The sequence below is a fragment of the Mesorhizobium sp. AR07 genome, assembly GCF_024746815.1.
Taxonomy (GTDB): Bacteria; Pseudomonadota; Alphaproteobacteria; order Rhizobiales; family Rhizobiaceae; genus Mesorhizobium.
In genome coordinates this window covers 4,612,946-4,624,977 of record NZ_CP080525.1, presented here as the reverse complement: position 1 = coordinate 4,624,977, position 12,032 = coordinate 4,612,946, and the positions used below count along the sequence as shown (strand labels likewise).

The following is a 12,032-nucleotide window of genomic DNA, read 5'->3' as shown; positions in this document are numbered from 1 at the left end:
ATACCATCCGATTTATTCGGTGTTTACGCTACATTGATTCGAGGATCGTGCGACGGCGATTTCAGGTCAAATTTTGTCACAAGTTCTCTGTACGCTGATTGTTTGGCGGCGCATTTGAAGGCGGCGCGCAAAGCATCAGGCTCGCCTTTGCCGCCATTCCCCGAGTACGCCAGAAAGCCGCTCTAGACTGTGATTTTTCGTGGGATGAGGGCGCTGTCTAACGGGTGATTTTCGTCTCAACGAGAGGGGGCGGGCGGCCTGTCGCGGGGCATCGAGGAAGCGCGATACGGTTTCAAGGTCTTGTGATAGATCGCTGCCATACATTCCCTATGCTAGACTACGGCGGCGGACACAATTAACGGAGACGCAGTGCAAGAAATAAACGCCCTATCCACGTTTGGGATTCACGGCATATTCCAAAGAGACGAAGTGCTGGCTTAAAGTTACTTCGATTTGACCTCATCCGCGGCGACAGGTTGGACGGCGGCGGACACAGTTAACGGAGTGGCATATGAAGCGCATCATCATCGCCGCGCTCATCGCAAGCATGGCAGCACCTACATGGGCAATGCCGGTCGGAGCGCTGAGGCCGTCAGTTTCCGATACGGTCACGAACGTCGATCTAAGGAGGCCTCCCCGCCATAGACCGGGACACGGAGCACGGCCACCGCACCACAGGCCTCCCCATCATCGGCCCTCCCGTCCCCACCGTCATTACCGTCATTCGAGGAACAATAGTGGCGCCGTCGCGGCAGGCGTGATTGGCGGAATGCTGCTCGGCGGGATGGCGGTCTCGGCTGCCCGCCAGCACAATCACAGCGCCTGGAATAACCATGTGAACTGGTGCTCGCAGCGCTACCGCTCGTATCGAGTCTCGGACAATAGCTGGCAGCCTCACAATGGCCCGCGCCGGCAGTGCATCTCGCCCTTCTGAGCGTGCTCCGGGTTCGCTGGTTCCGGCGAACCCGATTGGATTTGTTGCAACGGGCTGAGTGCAAGCTGGTACGGGAGCAAAAACCGACCCAGGCAAAGGCCAGCGAGGCCATTGGCGCGAGCCAGCCTACGCTGATGCGCCAGTTTGGGAGGACTATTGTGCTGAGAAACCTATCAATCGCGGCAACTAGCGCCCTGATGATTGCAAGCTTCAAGCATTCCGCGTCCGGCGCGTCGATTGGGGCGGGCAATCCCTATCCCGTCAGCAACTACACATGCCAGGACGGCACGCGTCTGGCAGTGCGTCTCCTCGGTGATCGCGCTTCGGTATCCGTCAACGACGCGGCCGAGGTTGATCTGCCCTCAATGGGCCCAGAGGGAACGATCTATTCGAACGGCCAATGGACGCTCACCATCATACAGGGACGCCTGTCGTGGGGCGTTGGCCGAGCTGTGCCGTCCGCATGCGCCGGCGGTTGAGCATCTCATCTCCCTGTAAGGAAAATTGATATGCAAAGACTATTCAGTTCGATCGCGCACTGCATCGCCGGCTGGCGGCGTCATTGGCTCTGTTCTGTTGCAACGTTTTAACCGCCGGCTTTGTGCCAAGGGATCTTTTTGCTGCGGCCAAATGCAATCGAACCACGAACACCGGCCGAGGCATGGCGGCGACGTGGGCGTAGTCTTCGGAATTCCGGGTACGCGTAAGCTCCTTGTGCATTCCAAGTCGCCACTCGGGTAAGCGCTAGAGAACGATAACGCGGGCGCCGTTGCGTACTGTCCCGTAGAGTTCAAAAATGTGCTCGTTCAACATCCGGATGCAACCGGACGATGCGGCTTTGCCAATAGTCCACGGCTCATTGGTCCCATGAATGCGGTAAAGCGTATCCTGGCCATTGCGATACAGATACAGCGCCCGTGCTCCGAGAGGATTGTTTGGGCCTCCGGGGACGCGCTGCGGTAAGCTCGGATTACGGCGTCGCATGTTGGCGGTAGGAGTCCAGGTTGGCCATTTGGCTCTTCGTCCGACTATCGCCTCTCCACTCCACCTCTGTCCGTCCCGACCGACTGCAATCCCAAAGCGGATCGCCCTGCCGGCATCTTCGACATAATACAGGAAGCGCTCTTGCTTATTGATAAGGATTGTTCCGGAAGGTTCCTTGCCCAAATAAGGCACCATTTGCCGACGGAACTGCTGGGGAATATGTGCCTTGTCGACGAGAGGAACGTCAAACGGCTTGTCTGGGATCCTCCCGATATACCAACTCTTCTGGGAGGCTTCCGCGCGACCAAATAGCGCCAGAAATGATACCCCTCCAACAATCACGGATCGTCTGTTTAAAGAATTTACCAAATGAATCTCCTATCCTCGATCAGGTCACGTCAGCCGAATTCACCAACTACTTGCTCTACAGTTGGCGGCCAAGCAGATAGTTGCTGGCCAGAAGGCTGCTCAACGAAGGTGTGTTGTCGCCGGGCCGCTCCGCCAAAGGCGGATGCTTGATGCCCAGCCAGCCGGCTTCGCGTGCCTCTTTGGGGGAGATTCCAAACTCTCTCCTGAATGTTCGGCTGTATGTGGAAGGGTCTACAAAGCCCCATTCCTCCGCGATGCTGGAGATCGGGCGTCCGTCCGTGCTGTCCCCCAGAACATCCCTTGTCTTCAGCAACCTTTGGCGCCGGATGTAGTGTGACACGCCTCCAGCCGGTTCGAAAATCCGATAAAGGCGGGAGCGTGAGATGCTGAGTTCCTGGCAGAGCCTTTCCGGCGTCAGGTCGCGATCGGCAAGCCTGGCGGCAATGAGCCTGTTCGCGCGGGCCATGATGACGGCATCGATCGGTTCCTGGGCCTCGAAAAAGTGATCCCGGGATGGGGAGATGCACGCGGCGAGCAGGCTGGTGGTCGCTGCCGCAATATACGGAACATCGTTCTCCGTGCGGTTTGGAAGCGAATGATAAAGCAGCAGGATGTAATCCGCGACGAACGCCGCCATCTCCTGGCGGATGTCCAGCGTGAAGGGCTGCGAGAACGCGAAGTCTCGCGGAAGGAACAGGCAAATCACGCCATCATCCTCGCCCTGACCCTGATGCGGCATCGCCAGGCACTGCCAGCGCAACGGTCCTATCCGGGGCTGCCCGCCGTCTGAAGGGATTGTCTGCGGCACGCACAGAAGCCAATGATCGAAGACCGGATTCTTCTTGCTGCTCCAGCGGCGATGATAGCCGGTTCCGGGATATTCGATGCAGGCCAGCACGAGGCCGCCCAGCTGCCACACCCGCTCGCGCGCGGCGAACGAACCGAACTTGTCTCGAAGCAATTCGATGTCGGCAATGCTGGAGTGCCAGCTTCGATAAAGGTCGAACTGTTCAGCGGGCGGCGCCGACGAGGTGTCGATGTCGACGACGCATCTCAGAGGCTCTGTGGTTCCAATCTTGGCGCTTGCGCTGATAACTCGTGCCTTGTCCTGCATGAGGCAACTCATCGCTTGGAAGAAAGTGACAACCCCAGGGAATTGTTGATGAGAAGGGTGCCCAGGTGCCGACACCATCGATCGGCTGATCGATGCTCAGCCAGGTGGAGTGCTTGACGCCTTGCCATCCGAGTTCGCGCGCCTCCTTGGGAGACACGCCGAACTCCAATTTGAACATCCGGCTATAGGTGGAAGGATCGGCGAAGCCCCATGCCTCGGCAATGCTGGAGATCGTTCGCCTGTCCGAACTGTTGGCCAGGGCATCGCGTGTCTTGAGCAGTCGCTTGCGGCGCACATAATTGGCCACTCCGCCCGCCGGCTCGAAAATCCGATAGAGACGCGACCGTGAGATGCCGGCCGCACGGCAGAGCTTGGCGGGCGTCAAATCGGGGTCGGTCAATCTTTCCACAATGGTTTTGGCGATACGCGCGGTGGTAACGGCGTCCACGGGTCCTTGCGCGGCTGCGAGATGATCCTTTGAGGGCATCAGTGCCGCGGCGAAGAGATTGGCGGTCGCCGTGACGATGTGCGGCAGATCTCCTTCCCTCAGATCGGGGAGAGAGCGGTAGAGCAGGATCGCGTAGTGGGCCAGGAAGGTCAACGTCGCGTCGCTTGCTTCGATTTTTGACGAGCGGGTCGCCGGCCACGTGCGCGGCAGAAAGAGCCTGATGAACAGGTCATCATGGGTCACCGCGACATCGGGCAGTGCCAGGCATCTCAGGCGAGGCTTTCCTGCTTCCATTTTGCCGCCACGGGATCGTGAAAACGGCACGGACAGCACCCAATGATCCAGCAGCGGCCGCTTCCGATGCTCCCATCGAATGTCGTAGCCGAAACCGGGAAACTTGATTGTGCCGAGTGCCAGATCTCCCAACTGCCATACCTGATGACGAGCCGGGAACAGGGACTGTTCGGCACGAAGAAGCTGCATTTCGGCAACCCCGGCGTACCAGGTCCGGAAGAAATCGAACTGTTCGGCGGGAGGCACCGACGAGGTGTTCTGGTCGATCGCGCATCTCAGAGGCTCATCAGCATAGGGATCGCTGGGAATGCCGGCTGCACTTACTCTTGCGTCCATGACAAACTCCTGTCCCGCATGAGAGCTGCCATGATCTAGGCAGGTCACAGCGCGACAGGCCGATTTCCCACCAAGGAAAACCAACAATAAAATTGGATCGTCAACCTGCCGCCGCGGATGAGATCAAATCGAAGTAACTCTAAGCCAGCACTTCGTTTTTTTGGAATATGCTGTGAATCCCAAACGTGGATCAGGCGTTTATTTCTTGCGCTCCGGAATGAGCCCAATCGAGCAAAATGTCGATCTCTCGTGGCTCACGATACAGGCACGGCGCTTCGCGCGGCTCGTCCGGGTTGATGAGTGGCTTACGGGTGGCGTGCGCGATCGCACAGCAGCGTGATGCGAAGAGATCTGCGCAGATATCCGCTATGCCTTGCGCAGTGATACTGTCCTTTGCTTCCTGCACGCCCGTTCCGTTTAGAGTGGGCAGAGCCGCTTTCATGAGGCTACGGTGGCGCCGAGAGCGAGCAGACATCGGAGGCAAGTTCTTCCCTCTGGAAATCCGGCCAGTACGCTGGCTATCCCAACTCTAGGCATTCCATCCATTTTTTGAGTTCCCGGCTTTGTTCTCCAGTCGGTAGCGTGGACTCTTATCCGGACATAGGACATTCGGTTGGAATAACCGCTGGTGATTTGACCGCCAGTCGGCGGGTCCCGATCATAAAAATATGGTCGGCTGGCGATCATGGAGGGTAGCAATTCTGTCCAGAAAACCGTGCTCCCCGTTTAGGATCGCCGCGCCATTTTTGGCACTCTGTCTTGCAGCGGCAGACAGTGCTCAGGCTGCTACCTTGACGGCGCGCGGCAACGAGCCGAATTGGCAGATCAAGGTGTCCGACAAGGCAATTACCTTTCATGCACTGGAGGGAGAGACTTTCACGATTGAACCGGTGCCGCAGCCCACGACAAAGGACGGCACCGATGTATACACAGCGACTGTTGATGGCCGACACTTCACGCTAACGATTACGGACGCAGTGTGCGCCGATACGATGACGGGAATGCCATATCCGAATACCGCGACCGTGATGATGGGTGACCGCAAGTTGGCAGGGTGCGCCGGCGAACCTGCAGACCTGCTTCACGGGGATCGGCCTGTCGAAATGATAGCCGGAAAGGCCCTTGTTGCAGGGTCCCAGCCCACTCTTGCTTTCGATCAGGGCGGAAGCGTCCACGGGAATGGCTCGTGCAACCGATTCTTTGGCAAATTCACCGCGACCGGGGAAGGTCTGACGATTTCAGAGACGGGCGCATCAATGATGATGTGCGATCAACCGCTCATGGACCAGGAGCGCAATCTTCTGGCCGCTCTCGAAGCAGTTCGTCGCTTCGAGGTCGCATCAACAGGGCAATTGCGGCTTCTCGGTAAGGACGGTCAGACGCTCGTAAGCCTGGGGAAATAGACTCTCTTGGCATGGAGAGCCCGAATACCAGGCGGGCTGGGCTGGTCGCGCAGCGAAAGGGTACAAGGAATGACCACTTCATCAAGAACTCCGTACCCCGTCTTTCACTAGTGGCACAGCTATTATGTGTTTCCAGTTTGTCATGGCCGCGCCGGCAACTGAACGGGGTCACGGGACAGCGACATGGTCGGTGCCGTCAGCCGCATGAAGAAAGCCGCAATACGGTTCGTTCCGGTCATCTTGTTGGCGGCGCTTCTGCAGGGTTGCGCAGGTCCAAGGGCTGTCACTGGCCTCGCCTCTCCCACTCAGTCCGATGCGCGGTATCTATCGACGATCCCGTTCCTGGTAGCCACTACGCGCGCAGCGTCCGCTACAGCCGAACCGCCTTACTCTCGCGATCGCTCTTTGGCGTTGAGTTTTGCACAGGTGAACGTTCTCGTGCCGGCAATGCATAGACCCGGCTCCGTCGAAACCTCATCGGGCATACCTGATCCTACCCGACATTTCTCGGCACGCAATCTCACCCATATTGCGGATGGCAAGTCATTTCTGTCCCAATTGAACGCTCGACTGGCAAAGCGCCCGCCATCACAGCGGGAGATATTCATCTTTGTTCATGGCTATAACAACAACTTTGCGGAGGGTTTGTTTCGCAACGCCCAGATCGTTCACGATTACAATATTTCCTCCGTGCCTCTCCATTTTTCGTGGGCGTCCGCCGCATCCTTCGGTGGCTATCTTTTCGATCGAGACAGCGCTTTGCAGGCCAGGGCCGGCCTTGCCGAAACCATCGAAATCGCAGCGCGCTCCAACGCGAGCGGGATCGTCATCGCTGGTCACTCAATGGGCGCGTATGTCGTGATGGAGGCGCTGCGTACTCTGGCACTGAGCGGCAAGAGCTACATCTTTCCGAAGATCCGTGGCGTCATGCTTGCTGCCCCAGACATCGATCCGGATGTCTTCAGCAGCCAGGTCAACGATATTCCGACGCTCCCGCAGCCATTTACTATCATCGTCTCGCGCCGCGACCGCGCATTGAGCGTGTCAAGGCGCCTGACAGGCGGCGGCCCCAGGATCGGCAGCGGCTCCAATATTCCGCTTCTCCAGAAGAAAAATGTTCAGGTGATCGACATCTCCGACATCGACGGTGGCGGACACAGCGCGTTCGCGAGTTCGGGCACCCTGATCCAACTGCTGGGCTCGAATCGTCTCCTGCGCCGCCTCATCACTGACGAAGACGCAACTGCCAACACCAAGGTTGCCGAGGCGGGACAGGCCGTGTTCGAAAATGCCGCTCTGGCGATCCACCTGCCGGTCAGAATTCTGGAGGGGTTAGGCCCCGGACAATCTCGGCCGGTTTCGGATGGTAGCAATGCGTCGCGATAAGCTCGAAGGATCTGATCGGGAACGCAAATGACGAGTGTTCAATTTCTTTCACTGTTTCTATGGAGGTGACTATGGCTGCAAATTCAGGGTCTCTGTTGGTCAACAAATTGACCGCTATCGGTTTCATAGTTGTGGGATTTCTCATTCTTGCATCCGGCTACCGGTATGGCTCGTCCTCAACCTTATTGGGTGGATGCCTTATTCTGGCTATCGGCGTCATTCTCTTGATTCTGAAGATCGCCCGTCGAAATAACGAGACGCCTTAAAAGCAACTCCGGAAGAAGTGCACCGCGATTCTCCGTTCGGAATTGCGTAAAATAAAGAGATGGAGCGGTTCGGCGTTTCCGCGAGATTCCACCAATCGCCGAACGGCTCCGGATCGATCATGCGCCAGCTCGGCACGAGGCTCGCTGGGAAGCGTCCTCATGGCAATCCGCAAGACATCCCAGCGCAGACCGGATTTTCTTGCCCGGCCATTGCTCCGACGGCGCCGGTTGGTGCTGATACGACGACGGCCAACGCCGTCGATCCCCTTTGGAGCTTCTTGTATCGCCGGCTTATCGGTGTGGAAGATTCGTGCCCCGGGCAAGGCGAACAATGCAGATTGAAATGATGCCGCCCAAAAGTCCGGCAATACCCACACCTATCAACACTTCGAGCGTGAGCCCGCCGGAGCCATGTGACAAGGCATCAAAAGCACTTCCCATATAGCCGACTAAGCGCGCCACGCCTGGAAACAGCATGGCAAGAAGTGTCAGGACCAAGCCCCCAAACGCGCCGATGGCAGCGATGGATTTCCATTCAAAACCGATCGGACGCCAAAGCCGAGCCACGGCCACGGCTCCGGCGGCTCCGCAAACCGCCTCGAATAGAAGCAGGATCGCTATTTCAGGACCGGACATGTCAAATCGATGCGGCCCGACACGCAAGGAAGCCGGAGGCCGCGCCCTGGAAAAATTCCGACGCAGCGGATCATCACGTGTTTGAGCCAGACTCCTGCCCGGCCGCCGCCGACGCACGCTGAAGTGCGTCGCGCAGGACTTGCTCTTTGGTTTCGTCCAGGGATGTTTTGAGCACCACGCCACCGAAACCTTGGATTTCCTTAAGCACCTTATCAGCCGTCATGTCCTGGACAAGGACGAAAAGCGCCGCGTTGCCGGGCTGGATGCTGGTCGACAGATCGCGCATGAATGCATCGTTGATGCCAACATCGGTCAGCGCACCGCCAAGGGCTCTAGATGCGGCGCCGACGGCAAGACCGACCAGCGGATTCAGGAAGAGGAAACCGATGAGCATTCCCCAGAAGCTACCGGATATCGCGCCCGTGGCAGTCGTATTCATCAGCTGGTTCAGCTTGATCGTGCCTGCTTCGGTTTTGGTCGCGATCACCGCGTCACCCAGTTTGATGATGTATTCCTTCTGCAATGCCAGAAGGAGCTGGCGCACTTCTTCAGCTTTGGCCTCGGTCGGATATACGACGACAACCAAGTCGGACATATGAACCCCCTAGGATGAGACTCTACGCAGTTGAGATTTCTTACACAGCCGAGACACCGAAGGATTGAGCCGTAAATCCAAGCAATGTGCCGTCAGTCCCATTTTTGCATTGGGCTCAGCCTGTTCCCTATTGGCGGCTTTTCGTACGGTATCTGATGAGCGTTTAAATCGCGGGCACGGGTCGCTCCGCTGCACCGGGTGCGGCTATCTTCCACCGCGATGGGCGAGGTATCGTTTCAACTGTTCTATCCGGTCGGGCGTCCAACCTTTGGGATCAGTCACGGCAAGCCAGGCATCAACATAGTGCTCGGGCGCATAGACATGCCCGTAACCCATCGGCGTGGAGGTTGCCATGCCCATATCGAGTGCCAGTTGCAGCATCGTCACCACCGGATACCACCGCAATTGCGGTGACACGTCGGGACCGCGCGGTGCGCTCATCCAGTCGGGACGCCGGTAAATATCCCGATAGTCGAAGAAGGTGATGGCATCGCTTGCGTACTGCAGATAGACGATACGCATAGGCCCCCATCGTGTACCCGGCGCGACCGTCCCGCCATGCTGGTTCATGAAGCGGACAACCGAGCCGTCCCCGAACTGCGGCAGCCACGCAGGCGACCCAGGATTTCGCGCATCGGTGGCCCGCCGCCAAATCCTGCTTTCGAAGGGCGGCCCGCTCCACAAGGCACCCTGGATCGGATCGCCGAGTATCTCGAAGAGTTCAGCCGAACGTTCGGAATTCATCGCGCCAAGACTTAGCCCATGCAGGTATAGTTTCGGCCGGTGGTTCTTGGGCAGGGTTGTCCAATAACCGTAGACGGCAGCGAACAGCGCCCTCGACGCCTCCGCGCCATAACCCGGCTGCACGAGCAGCGATAGCGGGCTCGATAGATAGGAGTACTGCAAGGCGACGCTCGCCACGTCGCCATTGTGCAGGTATTCAACCGCATCCATCGCCGAGGGATCGACCCAGCCGGTGCCCGTCGGTGTGATGACAATCAACACCGAGCGGCCAAAACCACCGACGCGTATCAGCTCATTGAGGGCCAGCTTGGCGCGCTGTTCGACAGTATCGCCTGCCCCAAGCCCGACATAGACCCTGATCGGCTCGAGCGCAGGCCCTTGAGTAAAGGCCCGGATCTCTGCCGCGCTGGGTCCGGTCGCGACGAATTCGCGGCCCGCCCGCCCAAGTTTCTCCCACGCGACCAATGAGGCCGCGCTGCCCGTCTTGAGGGGGGACGTTGGGCGTACCCGATCGGGCTCGATGAGCGCGTCGAACGCCGCAAAGGACGAGTCGAGCAGATGCAGCGCTGTGCGGATGAGAAGGCCGTTCGCGATCATCCAGAACAACAGGACGCTCACGGTAAAGCTGATCACTTGCGAAATCCGCGGCGGCACAAAGCGGCCGATGGCGTTCGACGTGAAGCGCAAGACAGCCTTGAAGAGGCGGGCCAACACAATGAGTGCTACAAAGGTGATGACCGCGATCAGGCAGACTTCGAACGGGTGGGCGCTCGTCACGGGTTCGAGTTCCATCAGCCTGCGGATCGAGTTCTGCCACTCGGTCGTTCGCCATAAGAATGATATGGCGATGACGGCGCACACCAGCGCCGAGGCGATCTTGAGCCATTTCTGGATGCGACCCCGGGGCTCCGGCAACTCCATATATCGCCATAGCCAGCGCCAGATGACCCCAATCCCATATCCGGCTGCGAAACAGGCGCCGGAGAGGGCGCCCTGTGTCACATAGGTTCGGGGAACGAGCGTGGGCGTTAACGAGGCCACGAAGAACAGGGTGCCTAGGACAACACCTCCGGCGGAAAGCGAGCGCAAGAACCTCACCAGGAGGTCGGCAGATAGCCGCGTTGCGACGAATGCTACCATGCCTGCATTGCCGGTTTTACTTTGTCGAATAGGGGAGTTGTTCGGCAGAGATCACTTTGTATCTCAAGATACAGTTTGGAACGCCGAAATCAATCACAGTCACCGCCGCATTGTCGCGTCACCAGAGACCGCGCTTTCATGCCGAAACCGCAGACCGCCTCGCAGCGGCCAGCCAACCCAGTCCGTGAGCTATGAGGTCGATTCCCAAAAGGGCCCCTATCACCCAAATTCCGGTCGAGGGCCATCCAACCAGTATCAAGAGGCCTGCCGCTAGACCGAACAAGCCGGAAACAAACATCAGCCGCCTGCCACTACGCAAGTAGCGGTTTCCCAAGAATATTCTTCCAACCCCTGAAACCACAAGGGCGATCCCCAAAATCCACGTAAGGATCACAGATCCAAGAACGGGTATGCTAATCAGCACACAACCGAAAATGACATACAGGATACCGAGAAACGTCTGCCACAGAAAGCCACGCCATCCCCCCGCCCATATGGCCATGGTGATCTCAACGAACCCTGCGCATACGACGACCACACCGAGAAGAAGGGTACTTATGGTTGTGGCAAGGGTCACGTCGGCTAAGACGAAAAAACCCGCAAGGATAAACACCACTCCTATGGCCGAATTGGCAGTAGCGGATCGTGCTGGCTGTTCAACGGTAGACAGGTCCGTCATTGTCGATGGCTTCCCGACATTTTCGAATGCAACGCAACTCACCTTCGCAATTCAACTCACCAACGGACACGGCGGATATCCACGACGCGAGCCGTTCGGGAATTAAGCGTCACTTCAAATCGGCTGCCGGCACGGCGTGCATGATATTTGAAAAATGGTCCTCGGCAGGTCATTCGGCGAACATCTCGGAAGCCACGGTTTTGAAGCAGCCTCTGGCCTTGGCTGCATGTGATCGCTCTGCCGCTGTTGAGGCTGGAGCCGATCGGCATGTTGAACGTCGCCACCTCCGCAAATGAGGGAACTGCGGTCGGCACCGTAAGGCTGATCGCGACTGCGAGAGCTGCCAAGGAATTTCTGAACATGTTCGTTCTCACCACGAAAGTATTGTGAGAACCATCAGTTCATAGGCCGCTCTGATGTCAATAAGCTGGCACGGTGCCTTGATGCTTTAGGGACGCCAGGCCAAGGATCTGGACTATTTGTCCATGCTTGGCGGCAAAAGAGACTGGGGGTCGCTTGTTACAACTGCTGGTCCGGAGCTCCGTGCGTTGAGCCGGGAGCGGAGATCGGAGAAATCCAGCGCGTATTTTGTGTATTTAGGCAGGCCTGTGCAACCTCAGCCCAGACAGATCCCAAGCAGGCTTAGCGCTTAGTAGGTCAATTCAAATCCCAGCCCGGATCTGGCATACCTATAACTTAGCCCT

The 12,032-nt window shown here is 58.0% G+C and carries 11 protein-coding genes; 4 read left to right on the top strand and 7 right to left on the bottom strand.

Annotated elements, in window-relative coordinates:
* Positions 1–511: 511 nt before the first annotated feature.
* Together BPNPMPFG_RS43215 and BPNPMPFG_RS23360 are read left to right on the top strand one after the other, a co-directional pair.
* Positions 512–934: a BA14K family protein gene (locus BPNPMPFG_RS43215; RefSeq protein ID WP_413776800.1), complete on the top strand. Its 423-nt coding sequence runs from the start codon at positions 512–514 to the stop codon at positions 932–934.
* Positions 935–969: 35 nt separating this feature from the next.
* Positions 970–1,413, top strand: a complete 444-nt coding sequence (locus BPNPMPFG_RS23360) for a hypothetical protein (RefSeq protein WP_258591001.1) — start codon at positions 970–972, stop codon at positions 1,411–1,413.
* A 265-nt stretch (positions 1,414–1,678) separates the two neighbouring features.
* Here BPNPMPFG_RS23360 and BPNPMPFG_RS23355 read toward each other — a convergent pair whose 3' ends face one another.
* From BPNPMPFG_RS23355 to BPNPMPFG_RS23345, 3 genes are all read right to left on the bottom strand, one after another.
* Entirely contained in the window at positions 1,679–2,113 is a 435-nt protein-coding gene (locus BPNPMPFG_RS23355) for a L,D-transpeptidase (protein WP_258596786.1), read from the bottom strand.
* 229 nt (positions 2,114–2,342) lie between these two features.
* Entirely contained in the window at positions 2,343–3,401 is a 1,059-nt protein-coding gene (locus BPNPMPFG_RS23350) for a helix-turn-helix domain-containing protein (RefSeq protein WP_258591000.1), read from the bottom strand.
* Complete coding sequence (locus BPNPMPFG_RS23345) at positions 3,298–4,479, bottom strand: helix-turn-helix domain-containing protein (protein WP_258590999.1); 1,182 nt, start codon at positions 4,477–4,479, stop codon at positions 3,298–3,300. Before BPNPMPFG_RS23345 ends, BPNPMPFG_RS23350 begins: the two co-directional genes overlap by 104 nt.
* A 791-nt stretch (positions 4,480–5,270) precedes the next feature.
* Between BPNPMPFG_RS23345 and BPNPMPFG_RS23340 the strand changes: the two genes are divergently transcribed.
* Together BPNPMPFG_RS23340 and BPNPMPFG_RS23335 are read left to right on the top strand one after the other, a co-directional pair.
* On the top strand, positions 5,271–5,882 hold the full coding sequence (locus BPNPMPFG_RS23340) for an META domain-containing protein (RefSeq protein WP_258590998.1): 612 nt from the start codon (positions 5,271–5,273) through the stop codon (positions 5,880–5,882).
* A gap of 183 nt (positions 5,883–6,065) precedes the next feature.
* Positions 6,066–7,268 carry an alpha/beta hydrolase gene (locus BPNPMPFG_RS23335; RefSeq protein WP_258590997.1) on the top strand — a complete coding sequence of 401 codons (1,203 nt, stop codon included), beginning with the start codon at positions 6,066–6,068 and terminating at the stop codon, positions 7,266–7,268.
* A gap of 557 nt (positions 7,269–7,825) precedes the next feature.
* Here BPNPMPFG_RS23335 and BPNPMPFG_RS23330 read toward each other — a convergent pair.
* The 4 genes from BPNPMPFG_RS23330 to BPNPMPFG_RS23315 all read right to left on the bottom strand — a co-directional run bounded on the left by BPNPMPFG_RS23330 (position 7,826) and on the right by BPNPMPFG_RS23315 (position 11,328).
* Positions 7,826–8,170 carry a hypothetical protein gene (locus BPNPMPFG_RS23330; RefSeq protein WP_258590996.1) on the bottom strand — a complete coding sequence of 115 codons (345 nt, stop codon included), beginning with the start codon at positions 8,168–8,170 and terminating at the stop codon, positions 7,826–7,828.
* Positions 8,171–8,243: 73 nt separating this feature from the next.
* Positions 8,244–8,765, bottom strand: a complete 522-nt coding sequence (locus tag BPNPMPFG_RS23325) for a DUF1269 domain-containing protein (RefSeq protein ID WP_258590995.1) — start codon at positions 8,763–8,765, stop codon at positions 8,244–8,246.
* Positions 8,766–8,969: 204 nt separating this feature from the next.
* Positions 8,970–10,649, bottom strand: coding sequence for an alpha/beta hydrolase (locus tag BPNPMPFG_RS23320; protein WP_258590994.1), 1,680 nt, complete (start codon positions 10,647–10,649; stop codon positions 8,970–8,972).
* 136 nt (positions 10,650–10,785) lie between these two features.
* Positions 10,786–11,328: an HdeD family acid-resistance protein gene (locus BPNPMPFG_RS23315; protein ID WP_258590993.1), complete on the bottom strand. Its 543-nt coding sequence runs from the start codon at positions 11,326–11,328 to the stop codon at positions 10,786–10,788.
* Positions 11,329–12,032 lie beyond the last annotated feature (704 nt).

What these genes read in the sequence shown, in the direction of transcription:
- BPNPMPFG_RS23325 (WP_258590995.1), bottom strand. Translation starts at nt 8,765, where the DNA reads ATGTCCGACTTGGTTGTCGTCGTATATCCGACCGAGGCCAAAGCTGAA.
- BPNPMPFG_RS23345 (WP_258590999.1), bottom strand. Translation starts at nt 4,479, where the DNA reads ATGGACGCAAGAGTAAGTGCAGCCGGCATTCCCAGCGATCCCTATGCT.
- BPNPMPFG_RS23355 (WP_258596786.1), bottom strand. Translation starts at nt 2,113, where the DNA reads ATGGTGCCTTATTTGGGCAAGGAACCTTCCGGAACAATCCTTATCAAT.
- BPNPMPFG_RS23330 (WP_258590996.1), bottom strand. Translation starts at nt 8,170, where the DNA reads ATGTCCGGTCCTGAAATAGCGATCCTGCTTCTATTCGAGGCGGTTTGC.
- BPNPMPFG_RS23350 (WP_258591000.1), bottom strand. Translation starts at nt 3,401, where the DNA reads ATGCAGGACAAGGCACGAGTTATCAGCGCAAGCGCCAAGATTGGAACC.
- BPNPMPFG_RS23315 (WP_258590993.1), bottom strand. Translation starts at nt 11,328, where the DNA reads ATGACGGACCTGTCTACCGTTGAACAGCCAGCACGATCCGCTACTGCC.
- BPNPMPFG_RS23320 (WP_258590994.1), bottom strand. Translation starts at nt 10,649, where the DNA reads ATGGTAGCATTCGTCGCAACGCGGCTATCTGCCGACCTCCTGGTGAGG.
- BPNPMPFG_RS43215 (WP_413776800.1), top strand. Translation starts at nt 512, where the DNA reads ATGAAGCGCATCATCATCGCCGCGCTCATCGCAAGCATGGCAGCACCT.
- BPNPMPFG_RS23335 (WP_258590997.1), top strand. Translation starts at nt 6,066, where the DNA reads ATGGTCGGTGCCGTCAGCCGCATGAAGAAAGCCGCAATACGGTTCGTT.